Source organism: Alteromonas sp. OM2203 (genome assembly GCF_048517045.1).
GTDB lineage: Bacteria > Pseudomonadota > Gammaproteobacteria > Enterobacterales > Alteromonadaceae > Alteromonas > Alteromonas gracilis.
In genome coordinates, this window is record NZ_CP183209.1 from 3,870,615 (window position 1) to 3,897,246 (window position 26,632).

Here is a 26,632-nt window from a genome sequence, read left to right on the forward strand (position 1 = left end):
GTTATTTGCCAACTCAGGTCAGTACGTCAGCCATAGCGTTGTTTGCGACTACTCCCCAGCTATCTTCTCCGGTGTAAAAATTCACAGTAATGCCATGAAGCTCGCGCTGGATTTGGGATGACAAAAGTCCAAGTACTAAAACTGGCCTCACGAGTCTGCCGTTTAGGAGTTTTGGTTATCGTCTACTGGTGCGCGATTCTGCCGAGTTCTTGTCAAGCGCTTATCCCTAAGTTGAGCGTACTGACAGCTTTGTCACCCAAACCAAATTTAGGTAGCGCACATTTTATTGAGCATCTCATAGCTGCACGCCTACATGAAGGTTGCTAAGGGGTTTAGGGGCTTTTACTTCCACACATACTTGATCACCATAATAGTTATCAGTGTAGTTGCACTGCACCTTTATTGGTTGATTAGGGGTGGAAGCTACACGTTGGCTAGTCGTGATTGTTAGTTTTTTTAGTAATGCGTTCATTTCGCTCTCCTTGTTAAAGTAAACGCATTATTATTGATTAGATAAAACTATTAAAATGAGATAATTTGATTCACAAGATAGAGAATTAAGATTATAAAACTGCTGGCTCAATTAATTCAGCAATGAACTACAGATGTTTCAACACAAATTTATTGTCGGAAACCGCACGCGCTAGGCGATGTAGTTTTTGAGCGAGAGAGCAAGGAACCTGAGCAGCAAAGAACCTCATAAGCAAGAAACGGCGTAAGAGTAAAACACCGTTCCAATGTTACTTAGTGAAAATAACCAAAATGCCAGTCCGCATTGATAAGTATTACGCCCTGGCCCAAGGACCTGTAATCGCCAACGTTTTAGTGGGTGAGTAAATATTGACGAAAAGCGTATTGCCGTCGGGCGAGAAGCACGCGCCGGCAAGCTCTGTTTGAGCGTGTAACTTGGCAAAGTTATACACCTCTCCACTTGGCGTGACGCCGCGCAAATGATTATCGACGATGTCGGTGTATTGGTCTTCACACACTAACAAATGCCCGTTTGGACACACAGTCAAATTATCACCAAAGTTATACAAGTTCTTGTCTTCGCTTTCTAGAAACAGCTGCAGCTTGTCTTGTTTACCATTTTGGGAAGGAACAAGTTTCATTACCTGACCGAGCTGCTTTTCCCCGCCATTGGTGCAGCAAAAGTACAACTCATCGTCTCCCCAGTGTATGCCTTCACCGCGAGCGAACAAGGCTGCACCCTTGTCATACCCTTGCTGACGTAAATCATCATCCGGACTCTCTGGGTTATCTAGCGCTACCCACTCAATGTCAAACCAGGTCGCTATAGGCATCGTTGAGGAGCTCCAGTTACGCGTATCAAACTGGGGGTTATTTTTTACTACTAAGGCTTCTAATTGCCCGCCAGCAGCCAAGTTTCCGTATTCGCGAGGCACAAAGCGATACAGCAAGCTATCGCCCCTATCTTCGGTTAAATAAACAATGCCGGTTTTAGGGTCAACGCACGCCGCTTCATGATTAAAACGCCCCATTGCTTTAAGTGGTTTAGCTTCAATCAGTGAATCAGCATCTGCTGGCACTTCAAAGATATAGCCGTGAGATTTGTTTACCACATCACCGTTAGGGCCATGAGGGCGGTCTACCGACTCTTCACACGTTAGCCACGTGCCCCAAGGCGTGATACCACCCGAGCAGTTTCTTACCGTTCCAGTAAGACTAATAAACTCTCGCTCTACCGTTTGTGTGGTAAGGTTGTACACCATCGTTGTGGTGCCGCCGGGCAACGCCACACCATCAGCGTAGTTGTCGTAGGCGAGTTTACTGGTATGTTGCTGAATAGAATCAGGCTGAGCACTCAAATGTTTAGGATGCAGCTCGTGGTTACGTATGAGCGCCACTTTGTTATTGTTACCTTTAATAGGCAAGCAACCCATACCGTCTGCTCTGTCGGGAACGTGCATACCATCAGACATTACATCACCAAGGCTTGAGATAACGTTATAAGTAAAGCCCTTAGGTAAATCGAGTAGCTTTTGCGGGTCGGGTAAAAGCGCTCCGTATCCCTCGCTCATCGGCATAGACGCCACATTCAATTGCTTACCAAAGGCACTGGTAGCTAGGCCACCAAAAGCCAAAGAGCCCACTAAAAATTGACGTCGTGTAATCATAAAAATCTCTTACTGCGCTAAATGTAAATATCATCGCTTGGTATTGTTACACTATAACAGCACGAGATCAGCAAACTAGCAAGAACGCTTTCTGTTAAAGCGACAAAAAGCGGTTAAAACACGCTTAAGACTAAGCAATACGATAAACGCTATTTGCAGGCGCTGTTTTAACATTAAGGAAGCTTTGTATTTTTTTGAAGGCCTTCCCAATGCGCTTGTGGTTCTGGCCTTGAGAAGTAATAGCCTTGGAATTTTTCACAGCCTTTAGCTTTCAGATAGTTTAACTGCTCTTCGCTTTCTACACCTTCGGCAATGCAGGAGACGTTAAGCGCTCTTGCCATTTCAATAATAGCGTCAACAATCTGCGCGGCTTTTCCATCAAAGTCCTTTCCTATGTCGTCCACAAAATATTTATCTATCTTGAGTTCGCTGATAGGAAGAACTTTGAGGTATGCAAGACTGGAATAACCTGTACCAAAATCATCAATTGAAAAACGAAAACCGAACTTCGCCAGTTCAAGCATGGTTTCTTTAACCAATTCAATATCTACGACTAAAGCGGTTTCAGTTAGCTCTAGCATTAACATATGAGGTGGTATGCCAAACTGATTTACGCGAGAAAGAAGCGTGTTAACAAAGTCAGGCATAACGATTTGTCTAGCGCTGATGTTGATCGCAATGCTGGTATTTAAGCCGTTCTTTACGAAGCTACTAATCACGTTGAGCGTTTTTCGTAAAACGATGTCACCTATTTCGCAGATGGCATAGCTCTCTTCTGCGATAGGAATAAATTCACTTGGGCTCACCTGCCCCAGCGCCTTCGAATACCACCGCACAAGCGCTTCAAAGGAAGAAACCGTTCCGTCATGGGTGACTTGGGGCTGAAGCACAATTGATAATTCATCGTCTTCTATCGCTTGCTCAAGCTTAGACTTTATATCTAGGTAGCGATCAAACTCTTTAAAACCCTCTTCTGATATATGGCATAGCCCAAAAGGTGCGGCTCGTTTAGCTCTTTTAACCGCTTGCTCAATTACATTAATAATCGACTCGAAGCTTTGACCTTGTGGGTTAAAAATAGCACTTCCCAGCGATGCGGTTAGAGACCATTTCACGGAGTTTAAAATAATATCGAAGTGACGAGGATTAAGCAGCGCACTTTCCACCAAGCTCGAATCAAACTTGTGGAGTTCTTTTTTTCTGTAGGTTTTCTTCGACAACACAACAAAGCTATCACCACCATACTTAAATATCTCATAGTCGTGTCCGATAACGAATAGCAACTGCTCGGCGACCTTTCTTATGGCGTAGTTACCATTTCCGAAGCCAAATCGAGTGTTGATTTGGGCCATGTTATCGATATCTAAGAGCAGAATATGTATGTATTCTTGATTCATTGATGCGCGCAGCATCAAATCTTTAAAACGCTGATGAAACCACTGCTGATTTCGAAGATGAGTAACCGGGTCGGTGTAAGCAAGGTTATAAATGGTATCCTGCGCTTCTATACGTTCACTGATATCTCTAATAACCCCAATAAAGCCCCTTTCACCTAAGTCACTGCTTTCAGATAATGACAACTCCATCTGAAAAATGTCGCCGTTTTTGCGTTTAGCTGGAAGCTGACGACCCACACCGATAATTTTGCCTACTCCCGACTCCATATAATTACGCATGTAGTAGGCATGATTAGAGGCGTAAGGCTCTGGCATTAGCATCTCAACGGAGTGACCGAGTAACTCACCTCGCGTATAGCCAAACATTTTAAGTGCAACGTCGTTACAGTGTGTAATGGTGCCTTTTGTATCAATACTAAATACGGCGTCATTAATGTTGTTCAATATACTTTGAATTCTTTTGGCGCGATCTTCATTAAGAATCAGCGCCGTTTTGTATTCGGTAATATCTTCAAACGCACCAAACAGCCGTTTAACTTCGCCGTTCTTATAAAACTCAGCCTTTCCAGAAGCTCTTACCCACCTTGCTGAACCAGATGTATCAATGATTTGACACTGAATGTCATAGGGTTGCTGGCTATTGCGTAGATTTTCAAATGCACGTGTAATTTCGGCTGTATACTCAGTGGCGATAAAGTCGATAGCTTTCTGAAGATTGATCTCACTGCTTACTGGCAGGCCATGTATTCGATAGGTTTCCGGTGACCATATCAACTTTTCAGTTTCAGGGTAAAACTCCCATGACCCTGTTTGCGACATACGACTTATCTCATCAATAAGCGACAAGTTATGTGCTGTTTTTATCGCAAAAAAGTCCTTTTGAAGCTGCGTAGAAAACAGTTTCGCTTGAAGTGAAAATACTTGTAGCCACTCTGTGATGTCTTTTTTCGGCGTTTTAAATATAGCGACGAGCACACCAATATCACGACTTCTTTCATTAATAAGTCCTGCGCCCAAATACCCTTGAGCTTCAAGCGCTTTAAGGGTTTGATCGGCGGGAAAGTGCTCGTGAACGTTTGACTCATAGCCACATGGCCCAGTTAACAAAACACTTTCACAAGGAGAGCCGTTAAGCTCATATTCTATTTCTGCAATCGGTGAGTGATGAGACAGCCCTATGAGTACGGAAATGCTATCTGTTTTTTTGACGCCCAAGTAGAGATAGTCAGCCTGTAGTAGCTCGTTAAACGCTATTAAATCTTGCTCGTAGGCACTACGATTTTCCAAAATAATGGTGCTGAACTCTGATTCATTTAGGACTGACTCGAATGACATTACCTTATAAAACCTTAATGTAAGACTAAACTGAAGCTTGCCACTTCGCACTAAAGAAAGAAACACATAACAATGATAAATTTCAGATTTATCAATACCTAAGCTTAGCTCAACTTTCGATTAAAGCTACCCACTACCCTTATCCATGTTAAACAAGTGCTTGCTAAATCCCGCCATAGGATAAATGCGATGTCGTAGCCGCTAATACAAAAGTACGGGTGGGTCCGCGGCGTGTTACTTCTTCTCCCCATTAAACTTCTTGTTATGCCGTTTAACGATAGAGTGAATGTATGCCCTCTGAAACCCTACACCGCATGGATGCGGTGTCGGAGCCCCCATGGATGGGTTTACGGCGTGTTTCGGAGGGCATACACTCACTCTCTTTCCAAAAGGCATAAAAAAAGCGCACCTAAGTGCGCTTTTTGGGGCTTATGTTGCTAAGTCTAGATTAGTCTAGGATCTTAGATACAACACCAGCACCTACTGTACGACCACCTTCACGGATTGCGAAACGAAGACCTTCTTCCATCGCGATCGGAGCAATTAGCTCAACTTTGAATTTAAGGTTGTCACCAGGCATTACCATTTCTACGCCTTCTGGAAGCTCTACAGCACCAGTTACGTCAGTTGTACGGAAGTAGAACTGTGGACGGTAGCCTTTGAAGAATGGAGTATGACGGCCACCTTCATCTTTAGATAGTACGTATACTTCTGCTTCGAAGTTTGTGTGTGGATTGATTGAACCAGGCTTAGCTAGTACTTGACCACGTTCAACTTCATCACGCTTAGTACCACGTAGAAGAACACCAACGTTCTCACCTGCACGGCCTTCGTCAAGAAGCTTACGGAACATCTCAACACCAGTACAAGTAGTCTTAGTTGTATCTTTGATACCTACGATTTCTACTTCTTCACCAACTTTAACGATACCTTGCTCAACACGACCAGTTACAACAGTACCACGGCCTGAGATTGAGAATACGTCTTCGATTGGAAGGATGAACGGCTTATCGATAGCACGCTCTGGCTCTGGGATGTATGAATCAAGCGCTTCACCAAGCTCGATGATTTTCTTTTCCCACTCTGGGTCGCCTTCAAGCGCTTTAAGAGCTGAACCTTGGATAACTGGTAGGTCATCACCTGGGAATTCATATTCATTAAGAAGTTCACGAACTTCCATTTCTACTAACTCTAGAAGCTCTTCATCATCAACCATGTCACACTTGTTCATGAATACGATGATATAAGGAATACCAACCTGACGACCAAGTAGGATGTGCTCACGAGTCTGTGGCATAGGGCCATCAGTCGCAGCTACTACTAGGATACCACCGTCCATCTGAGCAGCACCAGTGATCATGTTTTTAACGTAATCAGCGTGTCCTGGGCAGTCTACGTGTGCGTAGTGACGTGAAGGAGTGTCATATTCTACGTGTGAAGTAGAAATGGTGATACCACGAGCTTTCTCTTCAGGCGCGTTATCGATTTGATCGAAAGCCTGAGCAGAACCGCCGTAAGTTTTAGAAAGAACTGTAGTGATAGCTGCAGTTAGGGTAGTTTTACCGTGGTCAACGTGGCCGATTGTACCCACGTTTACATGGGGTTTCGTACGTTCAAACTTTTCTTTTGCCATTTCTATTATCCCAGCAAAGTTACATTAAAAAATTTAGAGTTTTTTACATGAGCTGGGGAGAAATAAACTGGTGCTGATAGGCAGATTTGAACTGCCGACCTCACCCTTACCAAGGGTGCGCTCTACCAACTGAGCTATATCAGCACTGATTTGGAGCGGGCAGCGGGAATCGAACCCGCATCATCAGCTTGGAAGGCTGAGGTAATAGCCATTATACGATGCCCGCAATCCTAATTCTCTGGCCACCTCATAGAGAAAGTGGTGGAGGGGGCAGGATTCGAACCTGCGAAGGCTGAGCCGGCAGATTTACAGTCTGCTCCCGTTGACCGCTTGGGTACCCCTCCAGATTGATGGTGCCGACTGCCGGAATCGAACTGGCGACCTACTGATTACAAGTCAGTTGCTCTACCAACTGAGCTAAGTCGGCACTACATCAAGTGGGTGCGCATTATAGAGTATTGTTTAACTCTGTGCAAGTGTCTTTTTGAAAATTTTTCAATTTTCTTTTTTGACCAATTTTTCAACTAATCAAAAACTTACGTCGATGTTCACTTTAGAAGTTCACTTCGAGCGTAGCGGGCAAGACCCTGCATCACCAAATGAGCGAGGCGCATGTTATCAGCAGATTTTAAGAATGCAAACACTTTTTTGTCTCCACCCCCTAAAATTATGTCAAATTCGGTTTGTTTGCTTGATATGTAATCAATAGCGCTCAAATAAACACCATAAAGGGCTGCATGACACCCACTTGCCACACAATCCTCCGTGTCGGTTCCCACTCCAAAAGTGGTCGGAATTTCATCATTCGCGAACACTTTTTTAGTTGAAGCGACCAATGCATTACGCATAACTTGAAATCCAGGCACGATCCAACCGCCTAAATGTTGACCATCTACAACAAAATCCACCGTGATTGCTGTACCCACATCCATAACAAAAAATGCTTTTTTTGATTTTTCTGCAGCGCAGATCATAGCAAGCCATCTATCAACGCCCATTTTTTGAACATTCGCATAACTATTTTTTATCCCGAAGGCTTCCTTCTCTGTGTGCTTTTCTACAAAAATTATATTTCTCTCATTACACATGGTGGAAATTTCATCAACCAGTTCCTGGTTTCTTACCGAGGCAACGTATAAATGAGATATTTTTTCTTGAGAATCGATAAAAAAGAAAAGAGAAATGGCATCTTCGCAAGCATTTGGCTCTTCTTCGGCGTCACAAAGCAGTGAATATTTAATTCGGGTGTTACCTATATCCACTAAGATGACGTGGTTTTCTTCAATATTGTTCATAGTTTTTGATTTCGATCGCAAAGAATTGCGTAAAACGAACGGTTAAAATGCTTTCTAAAAATCACAGAGTCGAAATACGAAGTACTTTTATGACAAAATATTTTCTGACACTTCGTAACTTAGCCGTGAAATAGAGCGTTAGTTGCCTCTAAGGCTAACTTCACCACCGTGGAATCGTGTAATTCCATCTTGGGTCTCAACCAGAAGTGCGCCGCTTGCGTCTACGCCTCTATCAATACCGGAAAAACGCTTCTCGCCCATTTGTAAAACAATACGTTTATCGGCGTATAAGTCGAGCGCTTCCCAATATGCAGTAAATGGCCCGAAGCCTTGCTGAGTGAATTTAGGCAAATAAGACCACAGGGATTTAATGATTTCTGCAGCTAGTGCATTTCTATCTGGGATAGTGCCTAAATATGAAGCGAGATCGCTATGAGGCTGACCCACATCGTATTGGTTATCGGGAACACAAACATTTAAGCCTATGCCGATAACACTGTGAGCGGTGGCCCCAATCTGTCCTTCTACCTCAATAAGTACGCCCGCAAGCTTTTTACCTTGTAAATAAATGTCATTGGGCCATTTAAGCTCGGCGTCTTCTACGCCAAACTCTTTAAGTGCATCGCAAACCGCTAGCCCAACTAACAAAGAAAGCCCAGCCATGCTTTGATAACCGTCAGGAAAAGACCAATACATAGAGAATGTTAAGCTACCGCCTACCGGTGCTAACCATGAACGGCCATGTCGTCCTCTTCCATCGGTTTGAATTTCAGCAAAAACCACATCGCCGTTTTCAAGATCTTCTCGTTTACTCGCAATACGCTTCTTCATTTCCGTATTGGTGGAAGGTAAAACCGACTCCACATCAATAACCGCTCGTTTTGTATTGCCTAAATGACGTTTAATGCTGTCGGCGCTTAACAATGGAAACCCTCGTTCTAAACGGTAGCCTTTACCTTTTACTTTAAATACATCTAATCCCCAATCGGCGAGTTGGGAAATATGGCCTGCAACTGCTGTACGCGATAGGCCCACTTGCTGGGCAATAGTTTCACCAGAGTGAAACTGGCCGTCAGACAACAAAGCCAGTATATGTTTTCTTATAGCTTTTGATGCTTGTCTCATAGCGAAATAAGTCCTTTGTTTCCTAATAAGCGCACTTCTGGCTCAAGCTGTATGCCAAACTTTTCATGTACGCTTGCTATGATATCTCTTGCCATGGTGACAACGTCGCTTCCGGTGGCTCCACCTAAATTAGTAAGTACCAATGGCTGTGTAGGGTGGCATCGTACTTTATTTAAAGTCTTGCCTTTAAAACCTGCTTGGTCAATAAGCCAAGCAGCCGGTATTTTTATTTGTTCTTTTTCAATTGCTGGTACTTCAGCACTTCCGCCGACTACAAAATGAGGTACTGAATCGTATCCTTGCGCAATCCCTTGATACACGGCTTGTGAAACAACTGGGTTTTTGAAGAAACTCCCTGCATTGCCAAGCTCGGTTGGGTCGGGAAGTTTGTTCTTTCTAATTTCTATTACCTTACTATATATCTTTTCTGGGGTTGGCTCAGAAAGCGCGGCTAATTCACCATAGCTAGTTTCAAGTTCGTAGTGCTTGGGCAGTTTAAAGTTTACATGAGTGATCAACACTTTGTTCGCGAGTTCGTGTTTAAACACACTGTCTCTATAGCCAAATTGACAGTCCTCATTACTCAGCACAACTTGTTCGCCGGTCTCAAGGAATACACACTCCACTTTTTCAATTAACGTATTTACCTCTACACCATAGGCGCCAATATTCTGAATAGGGCAAGCGCCAACCGAACCAGGTATTAATGCTAAGTTCTCAAACCCATACCACTTCTCGCTCATACACAAAGTCACGAAGTCATGCCAGTTCTCGCCAGCGCCAACTCTTAAAAAGTGATGACTCTCTGTATCGAAATGACTAATACCTTTAATTTCGTTAACCAATACTGTTCCATCAAAGTCATTGGTAAAAATGGAGTTGCTTCCACCACCAAGAATGTAGATGGCGTTATCAGTTCGATTTTTGATTGAATTGTATATAGATAAAAAAGATGAAACATCGGTGAATAGCTCAATTGAATCACAGGATGCAGAGAGACCAAACGTGCTATAGCTTTGTAATGAAGGCATATAATTTTACGAACTGCGAACAATTCGCTAATGGTAGGGTAACCAAGCACTAAATAAAAGTGTAAACACGCAAATAATGGTTGCATGGGTATGCAACCTTCGGCTCTTGCTGGCGCTACTGCTCTTCGGCTTTGTAGCCAATACGAAACCCGCCCCAGTGCTTACCTTTAACATAAATAGGCGCTGATAGATCGTGCATTATCTCACCGGTATCCCGTTTATATGTCTGAAGTAAAAAAGTAGAGGTATTACTACCACAACGACTACCCGTTTTATCGCTAAATATACGTTTCGTGCGATTATTCGCTAAGTCTTTTTCGTAATCACCGGTAAGGGGCTGGCTGTACTTTTTATTGTGAGTAGGAAAATAGCCATTCTTATCTACTGCTCCAGCGTAAATAATATAGCTGTGATTATCTAATATGGGCTCCTGCAACTCAGGAAGCGCCTTGTCAGTGAAGCTATCAAAAGGAGTTGTGTGCTTCTCGGGGTTGGTGTTTGGCATCGGTGTATAATCAAAACTAAACAATTGTGACTCGGATATCTCACCGTTTGATATTGCTTGTTCGAAGCGCTTACCTATTTTTTCTGCTGTAGATATCGCGATATCCCTTACTTCACTATTCCTGTCATTTACATCGAAACTCTCCAACAGTCTGAATATATCTTCTGCTTGGCTGCTCAATGTAAGCGCTCGTGTTGCTACATCATTGAGATCTCGCTCTAGATTTTCCGTCGTGCTATGTAGCTTTAATATATTGGCACTAATACCTGCACTGTGTTCAGTATTACTCTCTACCATACCTTGCATAGCGCCCATTGATTCGCGAGCTTGCGTAGATAATGAGCTTGAATAAGAGATGGCATTTTCACTTTCTTGTAACTGCACATTCATATCGCCACTAGAATTTAGCACCGTTTGCATTGTCTCGACCGCGGCTTGGCTGCTCGTGTTCATATCTTTCAACAAGCTTTCAATTCCTGATGTAGCATCCGTTGTTTTTTTTGCTAATTCTCTTACCTCATCCGCAACAACGGCGAAGCCTCTTCCCTGTTCACCCGCTCTTGCGGCTTCGATAGCGGCATTTAACGCCAACATATTTGTTTGATCGGCCAATTGATTAATCGTATTGGTGATAGTACTGATACCCTCAGCCCTACTTTTTAAAATGGCTAATGCTTCTGAGGACGCATTTATATTTTTTACGAGCTGCTGTTGCTGCTTCAACACTTCTTTTAAAGACGAGCTACCTAATTGTGTTTTTTCGTCAGACTCACTCATTGACGCATAGGCATTCTTTGCAAGTTCATCTAACGAGCTTGATGAAGTTTCTAAGTGCTGGAGTCGCCCGCTCATCTCACCAATGTGTGCGACCTGTTCATTGAAGGCTTTTGATAATTGTTCGAGAAAAAACGAAACAGAGGCGCCGCCTATAGCAATGTTACTTACGGCATGACTCACCTTCGTAGCATCGTTATTTTTATGACTAGTAACATCTAACTTTATTGATGCGCTAACATTTTCAATTACCTTTTTATCAGACGCGCTATAAATAAAAAACGCCCCTACCAGAGCACTGACAAAAGTAATGCCAGAAGCTATCCAGTTATTATCAGTGACCCAATGTGCCGCCAAACTGCTTAACCCAGCGATAGCCGCCATCAATAAATACTTCATCAAACGCACTTAACATTGCTTTAACATCTTTCAAATGTAGTCTGATTTCTATCTAATTTCTATAAGCAGTTGGTAGTAGAACTTTATTTACTTCAATGCACATAGTGGGAGCAAAGAGTATTACTTTGAATATTGGGGTCAGAGTACATTTCTACATTGAATATTGGGGTCAGAGTACATTTCTACATTGCCAATAAGTCGCAGTGGTAGTTGGCTTCTAATTAGGACAATTGCAGTGGCAGCTAATGAAATAAAGTACTCTGACCCCATTTTGATGTTCGCTGGAGCATGAGCGGGGAATTAATGTACTCTGACCCCATTTTTTCTGCTGCAGAAAGCAAAAAACCCGCCGTTAGGCGGGTTCTTTTTAATGGGACCTGGCAGTGTCCTACTCTCACATGGGGAGACCCCACACTACCATCGGCGCTAATACGTTTCACTTCTGAGTTCGGAATGGAGTCAGGTGGTACCGTATCGCTATGGCTGCCAGGAAAAACTTTTAGTGCAGAATCATGATGCTTTTTATCATGACTTCTGCGCAAGGAGGACTAACAGTACTCTTTAGAGCCTATTTAATCATCGTTGCTTAATAACTAACAATTTGGGAAAGATAATATTAATTCAATCAGTGAGTAACTGCTTTTTACTCTTACTTGCTGCTCTTTATCAGAGCTTAGCTTGTCTACAACACTCAGAAGTCCAAAGCTTCTTGGGCGTTGTATGGTTAAGCCTCTCGGGCAATTAGTACAGGTTAGCTTAACGCCTTACAACGCTTCCACACCCTGCCTATCAACGTCATCGTCTATAACAACCCTTCCAGACCTTAAAGGTCAGGGATGACTCATCTTTGGGCCGGCTTCCCGCTTAGATGCTTTCAGCGGTTATCCGTTCCGAACGTAGCTACCGGGCAATGCCATTGGCATGACAACCCGAACACCAGCGGTTCGTCCACTCCGGTCCTCTCGTACTAGGAGCAGCTCCCATCAATCATCCAACGCCCACACCAGATAGGGACCGAACTGTCTCACGACGTTCTAAACCCAGCTCGCGTACCACTTTAAATGGCGAACAGCCATACCCTTGGGACCGACTTCAGCCCCAGGATGTGATGAGCCGACATCGAGGTGCCAAACACCGCCGTCGATATGAACTCTTGGGCGGTATCAGCCTGTTATCCCCGGAGTACCTTTTATCCGTTGAGCGATGGCCCTTCCATACAGAACCACCGGATCACTATGACCTACTTTCGTACCTGCTCGACGTGTCTGTCTCGCAGTTAAGCTAGCTTATGCCATTGCACTAACCTCACGATGTCCGACCGTGATTAGCTAACCTTCGTGCTCCTCCGTTACTATTTGGGAGGAGACCGCCCCAGTCAAACTACCCACCAGACACTGTCCACAACCCCGATAAGGGGCCAATGTTAGAACATCAAACATACAAGGGTGGTATTTCAAGGACGGCTCCACACAATCTAGCGACTGTGCTTCAAAGCCTCCCACCTATCCTACACATGTAGGTTCAATGTTCAGTGCCAAGCTGTAGTAAAGGTTCACGGGGTCTTTCCGTCTAGGTGCGGGTACACAGCATCTTCACTGCGATTTCAATTTCACTGAGTCTCGGGTGGAGACAGCGTGGCCATGGTTACACCATTCGTGCAGGTCGGAACTTACCCGACAAGGAATTTCGCTACCTTAGGACCGTTATAGTTACGGCCGCCGTTTACCGGGGCTTCGATCAAGAGCTTCGTCCGAAAACTAACCCCATCAATTAACCTTCCGGCACCGGGCAGGTGTCACACCCTATACGTCCTCTTACGAGTTTGCAGAGTGCTGTGTTTTTAATAAACAGTCCCAGCCACCTGGTCACTGCGGCCCCCATTTGCTTACCACGCGAAGTGTTCACAAACAGGGGCGTACCTTCTCCCGAAGTTACGGTACAATTTTGCCGAGTTCCTTCACCCGAGTTCTCTCAAGCGCCTTAGTATTCTCTACCTGACCACCTGTGTCGGTTTGGGGTACGGTTCATATAATCATAAGTTTAGAAGCTTTTCCTGGAAGCAGGGCATCAACAACTTCACTCCCTTGGGAGCTCGTCTCGCGTCTCAGCTTTAAAAACCCGGATTTACCTAAGTTTTCGGCCTACTCGCTTTCACTTGGACAACCAACGCCAAGCTTGCCTAGCCTTCTCCGTCCCTCCATCACTGATTATATAAGTACGGAAATATTAATCCGTTTCCCATCGACTACGCATTTCTGCCTCGCCTTAGGGGCCGACTTACCCTGCCCTGATTAGCATGGGACAGGAAACCTTGGTCTTCCGGCGTGGGAGTTTTTCACTCCCATTATCGTTACTCATGTCAGCATTCGCACTTGTGATATGTCCAGCAAGCTTTACAACTCACCTTCATCCACTTACACAACGCTCCCCTACCCAGCACAGTAAACTGTGCTGCCGCAGCTTCGGTATATTGCTTAGCCCCGTTACATCTTCCGCGCAGGCCGACTCGACTAGTGAGCTATTACGCTTTCTTTAAAGGGTGGCTGCTTCTAAGCCAACCTCCTAGCTGTCTGTGCCTTCCCACATCGTTTCCCACTTAGCAATATTTTGGGACCTTAGCTGGCGGTCTGGGTTGTTTCCCTCTCCACGACGGACGTTAGCACCCGCCGTGTGTCTCCCGGATAGTTCTCATTGGTATTCGGAGTTTGCAAAGGGTTGGTAAGTCGGGATGACCCCCTAGCCTTAACAGTGCTCTACCCCCAATGGAATTCGTCCGAGGCTCTACCTAAATAGATTTCGGGGAGAACCAGCTATCTCCCGGTTTGATTGGCCTTTCACCCCCAGCCACAGGTCATCCCCTAACTTTTCAACGTTAGTGGGTTCGGTCCTCCAGTTGATGTTACTCAACCTTCAACCTGCCCATGGCTAGATCACCGGGTTTCGGGTCTATACCTAGCAACTAAACGCGCAGTTAACACTCGCTTTCGCTACGGCTCCGTTATTCACTTAACCTCGCTACTAAATATAAGTCGCTGACCCATTATACAAAAGGTACGCAGTCACACCACGAAGGTGCTCCCACTGCTTGTACGTATACGGTTTCAGGTTCTATTTCACTCCCCTCACAGGGGTTCTTTTCGCCTTTCCCTCACGGTACTGGTTCACTATCGGTCAGTTAGGAGTATTTAGCCTTGGAGGATGGTCCCCCCATATTCAGTCAAGATAACACGTGTCCCGACCTACTCGATTTCACTGTAAAGATTGCGTCGTGTACAGGGCTATCACCTTGTATCGCTCCTCTTCCCAAAGGATTCCACTACATTCAATACAGCTTAAGGGCTGTTCCCCGTTCGCTCGCCGCTACTAGGGGAATCTCAATTGATTTCTTTTCCTAAGGGTACTTAGATGTTTCAGTTCCCCTCGTTCGCCTCGTTACGCTATGTATTCACGTAACGATACCTGTAAACAGGTGGGTTTCCCCATTCGGACATCTGTGGCTCAAATGCATTTTGTCGGCTCACCACAGCTTTTCGCAGACTTACACGTCCTTCATCGCCTCTAACTGCCAAGGCATCCACCGTATACGCTTCGTCACTTAACCATACAACCCCAAACAGCCTTTTGACTTCTGTCTAAGTTATGTCGCATGAATGACAAGCTAATCGGAAGAATTGCCTTGTTATCAATAAATTGATAACAAGCAATTCAGTCAAGTAGAGTAAAAAGTCATCTTTCGATTTCTCAGTTACTCAATTTTGATTGATTACTATTAATATCAGCTTTCCAAATTGTTAAAGAACATTAGTGCTTCTAAAAACACTAATCAATGAATGTGATCATTAATTAGCACTCTATATTGAAACATCTAGGTTTCACTTCTTTAGCGAGAAGGTTAACTGTCAGGAAGGTTCCCTTCCGGTAAAGCAGTTAATCGCGACACTCGCGAAGCGAGTCTTTATATAAACAAAACAATCTGTGTAGGCACTGCATCAAGTGCGTCTTTCGACGTAATGGTAAGGAGGTGATCCAACCCCAGGTTCCCCTAGGGTTACCTTGTTACGACTTCACCCCAGTCATGAAACACAAAGTGGTAATCGTCCTCCCGAAGGTTAGACTAACTACTTCTTTTGCATCCCACTCCCATGGTGTGACGGGCGGTGTGTACAAGGCCCGGGAACGTATTCACCGCAGTATTCTGACCTGCGATTACTAGCGATTCCGACTTCATGGAGTCGAGTTGCAGACTCCAATCCGGACTACGACATTCTTTAAGGGGTCCGCTCCACATCACTGTCTCGCTTCCCTCTGTAAATGCCATTGTAGCACGTGTGTAGCCCTACACGTAAGGGCCATGATGACTTGACGTCGTCCCCACCTTCCTCCGGTTTGTCACCGGCAGTCTCCTTAGAGTGCCCAACTTAATGCTGGCAACTAAGGACAAGGGTTGCGCTCGTTGCGGGACTTAACCCAACATCTCACGACACGAGCTGACGACAGCCATGCAGCACCTGTGTCTGAGTTCCCGAAGGCACGAAACTATCTCTAGTAACTTCTCAGCATGTCAAGTGTAGGTAAGGTTCTTCGCGTTGCATCGAATTAAACCACATGCTCCACCGCTTGTGCGGGCCCCCGTCAATTCATTTGAGTTTTAACCTTGCGGCCGTACTCCCCAGGCGGTCTACTTATCGCGTTAGCTTCGCTACGCACGCCTTAAAGGCACACACAGCTAGTAGACAGCGTTTACGGTGTGGACTACCAGGGTATCTAATCCTGTTCGCTACCCACACTTTCGCACATGAGCGTCAGTCTTTGGCCAGGGAGTCGCCTTCGCCACTGATGTTCCTCCAGATATCTACGCATTTCACCGCTACACCTGGAATTCCACTCCCCTCTCCAAGACTCTAGTCTGCCAGTTCTAAATGACCATCCCAGGTTGAGCCCGGGGCTTTCACATCTAGCTTAACAAACCGCCTGCGTGCGCTTTACGCCCAGTAATTCCGATTAACGCTCGCACCCTCCGTATTACCGCGGCTGCTGGCACGGAGTTAGCCGGTGCTTCTTCTGTTGTTAACGTCACGGCTAGCAGGTATTAACTACTAACTTTTCCTCACAACTGAAAGTGCTTTACAACCCGAAGGCCTTCTTCACACACGCGGCATGGCTGCATCAGGGTTTCCCCCATTGTGCAATATTCCCCACTGCTGCCTCCCGTAGGAGTCTGGGCCGTGTCTCAGTCCCAGTGTGGCTGATCTTCCTCTCAGAACAGCTAGAGATCGTCGCCTTGGTGAGCTTTTACCTCACCAACTAGCTAATCTCACTTGGGCCTCTCTTTGCGCCGGAGCCAAAGCCCCGTTTGGTTCGAAAACATTATGCGGTATTAGCAGTCGTTTCCAACTGTTATCCCCCTCGCAAAGGCAAGTTCCCAAGCATTACTCACCCGTCCGCCACTCGTCATCTTCTAGCAAGCTAGAAATGTTACCGTTCGACTTGCATGTGTTAGGCCTGCCGCCAGCGTTCAATCTGAGCCATGATCAAACTCTTCAATTAAATATATCGAAATATGAATCGTCGTTATGTGACACTCTTAACGAGTGCCCACACAGATTGTCTTGTCTAAATTGTTAAAGAACATTCACTAGAAGCCGTTGCTTCTTAGTGACTCACCCTGTTCGAGTGAGGTGCGCATTATACGCTGGAAGTTTTCGTTGTCAACACTTTTTGAAAATTTATTTTCTGAAGCGTTTCTTCTAAACTCCCGTCTTTACTGGCCTATAAAGGTAGTAGAGACTTACTTCAGGAGGCTTGCTGTTTTGCTTTTCCCCCGAAGCGGATGCGCATTTTAGGGAAATGAGCGCTCACGTCAACACTTATTTTAAAAAAGATGAAAAAACTGAACTAACCGGCTATTTTTCATTCAAATGTGATAAATAGTAGACAATATGGACTAATTACTAATAGGATGGTGGTTCAGATCCTATAAAGTAGTCGTCCTTAAAGTAGTATTTGATCCTGCCGTTAATATATTAGCGCTTGATGTTCGAGATAAATAATTAAGCTTGCGTAAGGGAATACGTATAAGAATGTATATAAGCGTAAATGACCTATGCTTTGCGTTCTTTATAAATGTATTAATACTGGTAGTGTCAGAAATTGACTACGCAATAATTATAAAGGTGGGTTATGTTACGAACTCTTACATTGCTATCAGCAGCACTACTAGCTTCTCAAGTTAGTTATGTGGCAATGGCGCAAGACGCTTCATCTAATGAAGCTATTCAGCCATCCACTTCAGCGAGCGTAGAAAAATCCGTTGAAGAGTCGAATCGCTTTCAAACAGCCTTTCTAAAACGTCAAGTCGATCAAACCATGTCGGTCGGACGTGCTATTAGTTCCATCGCTGGTCACTATCCCCAAGAAATTGTGTCTATCGTCGACATTGCACTAGACACTTACCCTGACAAATATAGGGAAATCATTTTCGCAGCTATATCAGCTCAGCCTTCTTCTACCGAAGAAATTGTTCAGCTTGCCATAGAAAAGGAAGTAAGCAGTTGCCCTAACATCGTTCAGTTAGCCATTAAGGCTGAACCTACCTATGTAGATTTTGTTGTTCACGCTGCGGCGGTATCAACGCCTGAAGAGTTAGATGAAATAGTTCGCGTAGCCGTGTTAACTCAACCTGATGCTGCAGACAGTATTGTTCAAACGCTATCTCAAGAACACCCTAATCGCATCGTTGAAATAATGACAAGTGCACTTAATGCTGTGCCTTTTGTTGGCGAATATGTGGTTGATGCTCTATTAGCTGTCTTTCCTAATGAAGCGCAAACGGTTGTGGAAACAGCGGTAAGAGAGTCATCTGAACAGCGCGAGCAAGTTATTCGTATTTTAAGTACGGCACAACACGCGGGGGTAACCCACGACAAGTTGAAAGAATATGCTATGTCTGCTGGTTTATCTGAAGAAGACTTTGATAGTGCGGTAGCTAACTAACCTTTATCAGCTAATAGAAGCCAATATAATAAACGGCGTATTGAGAAATCAATACGCCGTTTTTCTTTGCTCTGCTTCGTGTTTAAACTTAGCTAAGTTATGCAGTTTAAACAGCAATGCACCGGTTTATAACTGCTATGACTTACCAGCTAATTGGTGAAAGAATAAAGTAACGCCGCTTCTTTATATAGCATGAGTTCTGCTTTTAATAAGTCTACCTTAGCTTTGATCTCTTTTATCTTCGCTTTAATTTCGTTTTGCGCCCGCGCATTTAAAACAAACATATCACTGTCGCCAGCATCAAACCTTGTTTTTTCTACCACCGATAAGGTTTTTGCTAATGCGGCGTTTTCACTTTGAAGAGCCACGATATCTTTCGCTTGGCTCCAGTAAATCAATGCTTGCTCAAAACGTTGTACTATTGATTGTTCGGTAGATGTGAGTTTATGAGAAAGCTCTCGTTGCTTAGACTGTAGCTGAGCCCGTTCGGCTTTCGCCTTTCTGTTGCCAAGTGGGTAAGAAAACGACAAACCAACTTTTGTTTCTGTACCTTCTAATGATTCAGAGCCTGCGCCAACGTCTCTAGCAATCGATGCGGTGAGATCAAGCTTAGGGAGTAGTGCATTATCTGCTAGCGCTACCTTATTTTGTACTACCTGCTGCTCTAGCTTCATTACGTCTAATTCTGGGTGACTACGCAAAGCATTACGAAGGGTAACCAGTTGGCCGTTCCCTATCCAGTAGGGCCAATCTATATCAGCTGGCAGTTTATCGCTATCAAGCGCAATCATGTCGCCGTTTGATGAGCGCCAATAAAACGATAGCATCTGCGCATGCATGTCTCTTTTTTGTTTAAGTTCAGCTAGCGTTAAACGCTGCTGTAAAAGGTTTGCTTTAAACTCTGTTAGTACAATATTGGCCAAGTCACCTTTTTCTACACGTGTGACCAATGCCTTTTCCCGCTCTGACGCGGTAGCTAACAGCTCAGAAACCGCCTGTATCTGTAATGCGCTCTCGTACCATGCTATGTACTCACTTACGCCTTTATATACAAAGTCATTGATGAGGCTAGTGGCCAGTGCTTGCCATTGTGATGAAGCTAAACCAGCATTTCTAAGCTCAGTTCTGCGCTTATCTATCTCACGGTTTTGTAACAAAGACATTGCAATACCAACACTTGCTTCGCCGCCAGATAGCGTGTCGTAATCACCTTCATAAGCAGGAAAGTCTCCAGCTGCAATGCGATACTCACCAAACACAGAGGCGTTGTAATCCTCTATAGGGTTAGTAAACCGCTGGGTTAAGTTTGTGCCGTCGTAATAACCTGAAACACGACTTTTCGTTTTTTGTTCAATAAAAGGGTCGAAGCTGCTTCTTGCTATTTCAAGTTCTGCGGCGGCTTGATAATTACCTTCATTAATCGCTAAAACATAAGGATGGTAATTCACCATGCTATCGATAAACACTTCAATGGATGGCGCTTGCTTTCCTTCCGCCGACTGCGCATTTGCAGCAAAGCAACATAATGAAGACAGCAATGCAAAAGCCGCAGCGATAACTGTAGTCTCTCGCACTACCATATCGACGCTCCAGCGTTTTTCGAACCGCCTGATGTAGAATCTTGCGTAGGCAACGGAGGGAAATTATTGAGCTGACGCCACATCTCATAGCCCAAGCGTACTTCTTCTAACAGTACCCATGCCTTAACCCGACTACCCAAACGGGCCGAGCTTTCCGTTGGCCATGGAATATCTGATTCGTCTGGCTTTATCCACACATTAAAATCTCCGGTAGGGTTCGCGACTGGCTCTACATACACCACTTCGCCGCCGAACGTACCAATTGCACTGCCAGGCCACCCGCTAAATTGAAAAACGGGCCAGCCTTCAAATTGCAAGCGCGCCTTTGCTCCAGGTTTAACGAGTGGCGCGTCTAACCCTCTTACCGTTACGCGAACACTACGCTTTGCATCTTCTGGTATAAATTGCCCAAGAATATCGCCAGACTTTACAAAGGTAGAAACGCCACCCGACAATAAACGCACCACAGTACCGTCCACCGGCGCAAATTTAGTTTGCGTAGATTGACGTGACAAGATCATACTTACTTCATTGATTTCAGAAACAGACGCAGCCACCTTAGCCCGCAGTTCTTGTACTTTTATCTCAGCTTTCTCTACTTCTTTTCGCGATACCAGCCCCTGCTCTTCCAAAGACTTCTGACGCGCCAAGTTATTCTCAGCGTTTCTAACTGCGGTTTCGTTAGCTAGATTCTTCGAGTTAGCGGCGGTAAGCTGTGATTGCAGTTTTTCAAGACGCTGCGCATCAATATCAATAAGCGTGACGATAGGCTCGCCGGCTTTTACTTGCTGCCCTTCCCTGACATGCCATTGCTTTACCTGCCCATCCACAAGCGCGTTAATTGGTTGGGTTCTGTCTTTCGGATCAAGGGAGTCCACCATCCCTGTACCATAGGCAGTCTGGATCCAAGGCGTAAAGTACAAAATCATTCCAGCAGCAATAACCAAGAAGATAATAATGCCCGTAATTATTCTGTGTAGCTTTGGCACTTTCAAAGAAGGCAATGAGGTAATGTTGTCTAAAAAGCGACGTTCTGCGTTATTCACTTACTCACCCTCCTTATTGTTATTCGAGTTATTGCTCGTGTCACTTTGTACATTTGCGCGCGTTGGCGCTGTCTCTTCAATATACTCGTTAAGCACTTCGGTCGCATTGTCGTGTAAATGAAGCACACCATCTAAACAATCAGGTATCGGTATGTTAGTAAAATACATCACGGTAAAGTCGTATTTATCTAAGCGTCTGAGTAGTCGTTCTCGCATCTCGATGGGAATAGCATCAAAATGCTGATTGAGTATAAGCAGTTTTGGTTTGGCAATAATGGCTGCTGCAAGTTTAAGTAGTAAAAACTCTAGAGGCTGCAACGGAGCACCCAATACAGACACTTTGGTTTGAAGCCCGTCTGGCAGACTATCGATAACCTTTATCATCTCTACCTCTGTAAGCGCGGCTCGAATATCAGCAATACTTGCTTGTGGGTTAGCCAGCTTTAGATAACGCTCTATAGAAACCTCAATGATTAACGAACGGTCTAATATCGTCACCGCTTGTCTAAGCTCATGGGTGTCGTAGTCGTTTAGGCTTAATTCACCAAGTAATATATCGCCAGCCTTAACGCGGTCGTACTGTTTGAGCAAACCAAGAAGCTGTTTTTGCACCCAGCTCTTATCGGTAGTGACGAAATACTTTGTGCTTGGCTCAAAAACAACGTTAAGAAGACAATGATCGTTACCGTGTTTTAAATCAACATCGTTAAATACAAGCCTTGAAGAGGCGGGGATATGGTCTGAAGTATTCAGCTCTTCTTGTGGCATAGCCAAAGCCCCGCCCAACTTTTCAGCTGCGCCATATAGCTCGTAATAAAGCTTCAAGTATTGAGTGAAACGAGATAGCCCAAAAAATACGGCAGACATTACCAGCTCTGCAGCAACGAGCTGACCGATTGAAAGTTCTCCCTGCACGACGAGGACACCACCAATACCCAACAAAGCGGCGCTCGCCACGGCGTACATTAGCAAGAACATCACTACCTGTGAGAAGGTATAATGGAAATGATTTTTATGCTTTTGCACATAGTTACTGATATAGCTTTCTGTGCTTCGGCCCGCATATTCAACGTGATCAGCCGATTTGAAAAACTCGTGGGCAATGGCAATGTCGTGTAGCCATTTAGCAGAATCATATTTAGCGTGAGAAAGTTCGATGGCCGTGCGTTTAGCGCCGCGGCCCCACAGTTTCCATACGGCATACATGGTGAGTAGCAGCACCACGTTAAATGCAAACAATGCGGGATGATAAAACGACACCAGGGTAAAACCCACCAGCATCTGAAGTACCAACGCAAAACCATCTATCATCAAAGACGGCATGTTCTTTTGAAACGTCATGATGTCAAAATACCGCTGTGTGATACTCACGTTTTGACGCCCTTCAAAAAAGCTGTGCGGTGCTAGTATGGTTTTAAGGCCTAGGTCGGCCGTTAGCCGTGCATAAACCTTTCGCTCGTAAAACTCCATAACCCGCATGCGAAGCGCACTAAACACACCAGATATAAATAAAGTAAGAAATAGTACAACGGCCAAAATAACTACCGCACGGGTAGAGCCTATATTCGCGATACTGTTAATTAAGGTTTGAACCGCAATAGGCACCGCGAGCGTCATTAAACTGATTGCAACGCCATAGGCAATAGCAACCCAAAAAAAGCCAGCCTCGGGCCTGAGTAGAGAAAATAGAGTCTTTCGCGTTTTACGTAAATCTATTGGTTTTGCCATAGTTATGTCTTCAAAATACCGCTAGCTTAAAAACTTGAGAAACGCGCTGCTTGTACAATTTCAAAGCAACGATATGTAGTGTATTGCATTAGTAACTTAGAATAAATCTGTTATATTCTTCATACTTCATCGAAAATAGTTGCGTTTGCAAATAATGGGGTCAGAGTACATTTCTGCCTTCAAATACTTCAATAATCGAGTACCTGATTAAAGTATGCATCATCTAAACTATCATCATCTATATTATTTTTATCTTGTTGCACGCGAAGGCAGTATCGCAAAAGCAGCAAAATTACTTCACGTTACTCCTCAAACAGTGAGCGGGCAACTGAGTACTTTTGAAAGTCAGCTTGGTTACTCCTTATTCGATAGAATAAACAAACGACTATACCTAAACGCGAAAGGCAAAGTGACGTACCAGTATGCCAGTGAAATATTTCACAAGGGTAATCAACTGGCTGAAATACTTAACAATAGCGATGAAGTGAATACGAAAGAATTTGTAATAGGTATTACAAATGGTATTCCAAAAGTGCTTTTTTACGATTTTGTGCACGATACCATGCGTAAATTTGCCAATGTGAGGTTTGTGATAAGAGAAGATAGCTTCGATGGACTGTTAAAAGAACTGGCCATTAACGCTGTCGATTTCATTGTGGCTGACAGAGGAATTGCTCCGGGCACCCAAGTAAACGCAAACAGCTACTTCCTTGGTGAAAGTTCGCTAAGCTTTTTTGCCAAGCAACCACTTTCAGCCAACCAACGCTTTCCTGACTGCCTAAACCACATGCCACTTTTAATGCAGGGTAACACCTCGGGTATTAGACACGCCCTATCCAGCTGGCTAGCAACAGAGCAACTGTACCCCAAAATTGTTGCAGAGTTCGACGATAGTGCCCTTTTAAAACTATTTGGTAGCGAGAACTTTGGTGTATTTTGCGCCCCTTCGGCGATAGCCGAGCATGTAGAAAAACAATACGATGTGCATTGTATTGGCAAATCAGAGGCTTTGAGTGAACGATATTACGCAATTACAGGCAAAAGCCGCGCAGAGTACACGCTTAGTGAGCATATCATTGGCTCAGCAAAAGAGATTTTCAGTAACTAGCTTAGCCTTTACATTTTTCCACGCAAAGCTCTACTTGTGATTCACCGAAGCGCTCGTCAAGCAAGCGATGCGCTTCCTTCTTAACCTTCGACCAGTCGAAACGTCCGCGACCAATGTATGCATTTTCAGCGAGCGTCTCGACCACCTCGAAACACTCACGATCAACGACTTTCTTATCCATTTCGAAGACATCCTATTCCCCAGTATTTTATGGATGATATGACATTCGCTGTTTATCTACCTTTAAACTTGGGTATCTCGCTATCGCATTTTGTATTGCAGGGGATAACATTGAGGTATACAGAACACGCTTTAACAACAGACGCGGAATAACCACACTGCCCTGCGTTTATTAAGCCGCAACGCCATCATCTATATCTTGTGAATAGAAGCTAAGCGTTAGTATCTTTTCTAACATGAAGCGAAGCGCATCGTTTATCGGCATAAGCTTATCGCCTAACTCGTAGTCAAGTTGAGCGAGCTTCTGTCTACCTTCTGCGATCATAGGCGGCTTAATGGCTGTAGATTGTCCTGCATTATTTGCAGCGATATCGCCTATTAACGGTTGTTCGATTGCGTCTGAGCGCTGTGGCTGTATGGCAATTAGCGAAGCCGCATACTTTTCAGGTACTGCCTGCTTAATGGTTTTACATACCGAAAGCGTTGCCTCGCCGGACTTCGTTTTATAGCCAGCCGCGCCGAACATACGACAAATACCAGGGCGATACTCGTAAATACCGCAATAACCTTCTGAACCATCTAAACTTAAGCGCTGATATTGCTTACAAGCAAAGCCGCTGTAGCTTTCAAGTTCATCGAACACTTGTTCGGCCTGCCCCGTATCAAACAGGTGCAACGCAAAAGGCAACATTTCTAGTGGCGACACTTCAATGTCGGGCTTATTGCAACACGCACCACATTTTTCTACACAATTGAGAGACTGATTAGATTGGAACGCACTAAATTCTTGAGAAAGAGATTGGTAAACATCCATCACTTGGCTGGACAGCTCACGCAGCCTATTCATAATGACTCCGCTAAAAAGCAAACTAAAACAAAAACATGTTCATGCGGGTTTATATGATAGGTAGCATGAACGCATCACTCTGTTTACTGGTTTTGGTAACCAATTACACAGATTGCATTGGAGAGAGGAATGTACTCTGACCCCAATATTTTAAAGCATGCTTCTTCCCCGCCGGATATGAGTAAGCTTGAGGCTTGATGGCAGGGGTTGAATTGGCGAGAGTTTATTTTGATTTTGGGGGTTTGGGAAGCTTTTTTGTGAGGTTGGATTGCGAAAAGACTGATGCTTTTCGCAATCTCAATTCTTAAGTTAGTCGGCGTTGAACAAGTCGCGGCTGTAAACTTTATCGAGTACGTCTTCGATATCACCGGTTACACGGTTTGCTACGATAACGTCAGAGATTTTCTTAAACTCTTCTAGGTCGTTTACGACGCGCGAGTTAAAGAAGTCATCTTCTTTAAGTACTGGCTCGTATACCACAACCTCAATGCCTTTCGCCTTTATACGCTTCATGATGCCTTGAATCGCACTGGCGCGGAAATTGTCTGAACCGGTCTTCATGATAAGACGGTATATACCAACAATCTTGGGGCCACGGCTTACAATTGAATCAGCAATAAAATCTTTACGGGTGCGGTTAGCATCTACAATGGCCTGAATCATGTTATTTGGCACTTCACTGTAGTTAGCCAGTAACTGCTTGGTGTCTTTAGGTAAGCAATAACCGCCGTAACCGAAGCTTGGGTTGTTATAGTGCTTACCAATGCGTGGGTCTAAACCTACACCTTCAATAATCTGTTTTGTATCTAAACCGTTTCGTTCTGCATAGCTATCCAACTCATTAAAGTAAGCCACACGCATAGCTAAGTATGTGTTGGCGAATAGCTTAATGGCCTCTGCTTCGGTGCTATCAGTAAACAATACATCAATATCTTCTTTTATGGCGCCTTGCTGAAGTAACTTAGCGAACACTTCTGCACGCTCACTACGCTCGCCCACAATGATACGGCTAGGGTGAAGGTTATCGTAAAGTGCTTTACCTTCACGTAAGAACTCGGGAGAGAAGATTAGGTTTTCAGTACCAAAACGTGCTTTTGCGTCTTTAGTGAAGCCTACTGGCACGGTCGATTTAACAATCATCACAGCATTTGGGTTGATTTCCATTACCGTTTTGATAACTGCTTCTACACTACCTGTGTTGAAGTAGTTTGTTTGTGGGTCATAATCCGTGGGAGTAGCGATAATGACATAATCAGCATCTTTGTAAGCGACCTTAGCATCTAATGTAGCTTCAAGATTAAGCTCTTTAGTCGTTAGATACTCTGAGATCTCTTTGTCTTCAATTGGAGACTTCTTGTTGTTCAGCATCTCGACTTTTTCAGGTACGAGGTCAACCGCTTTCACTTCATTGTGTTGTGCTAGTAGCACTGCATTTGAAAGCCCTACATAGCCTGTGCCTGCAACTGCTATTTTATAATTGCTCATTGACGATTCCATTTTAATATAATATCCAATTTT

16 protein-coding genes, 4 tRNA genes and 3 rRNA genes are annotated in these 26,632 nt (G+C 44.4%); 2 read left to right on the forward strand and 21 right to left on the reverse strand.

Annotated features, from left to right (window positions below; translation table 11 throughout):
• Positions 1 to 295: 295 nt before the first annotated feature.
• The 15 genes from ACM0P2_RS17035 to ACM0P2_RS17105 all read right to left on the reverse strand — a co-directional run bounded on the left by ACM0P2_RS17035 (position 296) and on the right by ACM0P2_RS17105 (position 17,179).
• Positions 296 to 472 (reverse strand): hypothetical protein, encoded by a 177-nt coding sequence (locus tag ACM0P2_RS17035; RefSeq protein ID WP_419226868.1) that lies wholly within the window; start codon positions 470 to 472, stop codon positions 296 to 298.
• Positions 473 to 785: 313 nt separating this feature from the next.
• Positions 786 to 2,138: an alkaline phosphatase PhoX gene (locus ACM0P2_RS17040; protein ID WP_419226869.1), complete on the reverse strand. Its 1,353-nt coding sequence runs from the start codon at positions 2,136 to 2,138 to the stop codon at positions 786 to 788.
• A gap of 173 nt (positions 2,139 to 2,311) precedes the next feature.
• Positions 2,312 to 4,870: an EAL and GGDEF domain-containing protein gene (locus ACM0P2_RS17045; RefSeq protein WP_159120429.1), complete on the reverse strand. Its 2,559-nt coding sequence runs from the start codon at positions 4,868 to 4,870 to the stop codon at positions 2,312 to 2,314.
• Between the two features lie 448 nt (positions 4,871 to 5,318).
• Positions 5,319 to 6,503: an elongation factor Tu gene (gene tuf, locus ACM0P2_RS17050; RefSeq protein WP_419226870.1), complete on the reverse strand. Its 1,185-nt coding sequence runs from the start codon at positions 6,501 to 6,503 to the stop codon at positions 5,319 to 5,321.
• 68 nt (positions 6,504 to 6,571) lie between these two features.
• Positions 6,572 to 6,647, reverse strand: a tRNA-Thr gene (locus tag ACM0P2_RS17055).
• Positions 6,648 to 6,654: 7 nt separating this feature from the next.
• Positions 6,655 to 6,729 (reverse strand) — tRNA-Gly (locus tag ACM0P2_RS17060).
• A 33-nt stretch (positions 6,730 to 6,762) separates the two neighbouring features.
• Positions 6,763 to 6,847: transfer RNA gene (locus tag ACM0P2_RS17065), tRNA-Tyr, on the reverse strand.
• Between the two features lie 7 nt (positions 6,848 to 6,854).
• A tRNA-Thr gene (locus tag ACM0P2_RS17070) sits at positions 6,855 to 6,930 on the reverse strand.
• A 121-nt stretch (positions 6,931 to 7,051) separates the two neighbouring features.
• Entirely contained in the window at positions 7,052 to 7,798 is a 747-nt protein-coding gene (locus ACM0P2_RS17075; RefSeq protein WP_173361231.1) for a type III pantothenate kinase, read from the reverse strand.
• Positions 7,799 to 7,936: 138 nt separating this feature from the next.
• Positions 7,937 to 8,923: a bifunctional biotin--[acetyl-CoA-carboxylase] ligase/biotin operon repressor BirA gene (birA, locus tag ACM0P2_RS17080; RefSeq protein WP_039222269.1), complete on the reverse strand. Its 987-nt coding sequence runs from the start codon at positions 8,921 to 8,923 to the stop codon at positions 7,937 to 7,939.
• Positions 8,920 to 9,954, reverse strand: coding sequence for a UDP-N-acetylmuramate dehydrogenase (murB, locus tag ACM0P2_RS17085; RefSeq protein ID WP_159120609.1), 1,035 nt, complete (start codon positions 9,952 to 9,954; stop codon positions 8,920 to 8,922). Before murB ends, birA begins: the two co-directional genes overlap by 4 nt.
• Before the next feature lie 115 nt (positions 9,955 to 10,069).
• Positions 10,070 to 11,632 (reverse strand): methyl-accepting chemotaxis protein, encoded by a 1,563-nt coding sequence (locus tag ACM0P2_RS17090; protein ID WP_159120610.1) that lies wholly within the window; start codon positions 11,630 to 11,632, stop codon positions 10,070 to 10,072.
• 375 nt (positions 11,633 to 12,007) lie between these two features.
• A 5S ribosomal RNA gene (rrf, locus tag ACM0P2_RS17095) occupies positions 12,008 to 12,123 on the reverse strand.
• A gap of 229 nt (positions 12,124 to 12,352) precedes the next feature.
• Positions 12,353 to 15,233, reverse strand: a 23S ribosomal RNA gene (locus ACM0P2_RS17100).
• A gap of 413 nt (positions 15,234 to 15,646) precedes the next feature.
• Positions 15,647 to 17,179 (reverse strand): 16S ribosomal RNA (locus ACM0P2_RS17105).
• Together the 16S, 23S and 5S rRNA genes form the textbook arrangement of a ribosomal RNA operon.
• A gap of 633 nt (positions 17,180 to 17,812) precedes the next feature.
• Here ACM0P2_RS17105 and ACM0P2_RS17110 point away from each other — a divergent pair.
• Positions 17,813 to 18,625: a hypothetical protein gene (locus ACM0P2_RS17110; protein ID WP_159119189.1), complete on the forward strand. Its 813-nt coding sequence runs from the start codon at positions 17,813 to 17,815 to the stop codon at positions 18,623 to 18,625.
• A gap of 149 nt (positions 18,626 to 18,774) precedes the next feature.
• Here ACM0P2_RS17110 and ACM0P2_RS17115 read toward each other — a convergent pair whose 3' ends face one another.
• The 3 genes from ACM0P2_RS17115 to ACM0P2_RS17125 are packed head-to-tail and all read right to left on the reverse strand — an operon-like array spanning position 18,775 to position 22,979.
• Positions 18,775 to 20,205, reverse strand: coding sequence for a TolC family protein (locus ACM0P2_RS17115; RefSeq protein ID WP_236547127.1), 1,431 nt, complete (start codon positions 20,203 to 20,205; stop codon positions 18,775 to 18,777).
• On the reverse strand, positions 20,199 to 21,251 hold the full coding sequence (locus ACM0P2_RS17120; RefSeq protein ID WP_159119191.1) for an HlyD family secretion protein: 1,053 nt from the start codon (positions 21,249 to 21,251) through the stop codon (positions 20,199 to 20,201). Before ACM0P2_RS17120 ends, ACM0P2_RS17115 begins: the two co-directional genes overlap by 7 nt.
• Positions 21,252 to 22,979: an ABC transporter ATP-binding protein gene (locus tag ACM0P2_RS17125; protein ID WP_159119193.1), complete on the reverse strand. Its 1,728-nt coding sequence runs from the start codon at positions 22,977 to 22,979 to the stop codon at positions 21,252 to 21,254. It lies immediately after the preceding gene.
• Between the two features lie 214 nt (positions 22,980 to 23,193).
• Between ACM0P2_RS17125 and ACM0P2_RS17130 the strand changes: the two genes are divergently transcribed.
• Positions 23,194 to 24,087 carry a LysR family transcriptional regulator gene (locus ACM0P2_RS17130; RefSeq protein ID WP_159119195.1) on the forward strand — a complete coding sequence of 298 codons (894 nt, stop codon included), beginning with the start codon at positions 23,194 to 23,196 and terminating at the stop codon, positions 24,085 to 24,087.
• Between the two features lies 1 nt (position 24,088).
• Here the strand turns inward: ACM0P2_RS17130 and ACM0P2_RS17135 are convergent, their stop codons facing one another.
• The 3 genes from ACM0P2_RS17135 to ACM0P2_RS17145 all read right to left on the reverse strand — a co-directional run bounded on the left by ACM0P2_RS17135 (position 24,089) and on the right by ACM0P2_RS17145 (position 26,611).
• Positions 24,089 to 24,268: a hypothetical protein gene (locus ACM0P2_RS17135; protein ID WP_159119197.1), complete on the reverse strand. Its 180-nt coding sequence runs from the start codon at positions 24,266 to 24,268 to the stop codon at positions 24,089 to 24,091.
• 171 nt (positions 24,269 to 24,439) lie between these two features.
• A complete protein-coding gene (locus ACM0P2_RS17140; RefSeq protein ID WP_159119199.1) occupies positions 24,440 to 25,114 on the reverse strand; it encodes a YkgJ family cysteine cluster protein in 675 nt (224 codons plus the stop codon).
• A gap of 309 nt (positions 25,115 to 25,423) precedes the next feature.
• Complete coding sequence (locus ACM0P2_RS17145; RefSeq protein WP_419226871.1) at positions 25,424 to 26,611, reverse strand: nucleotide sugar dehydrogenase; 1,188 nt, start codon at positions 26,609 to 26,611, stop codon at positions 25,424 to 25,426.
• Positions 26,612 to 26,632 lie beyond the last annotated feature (21 nt).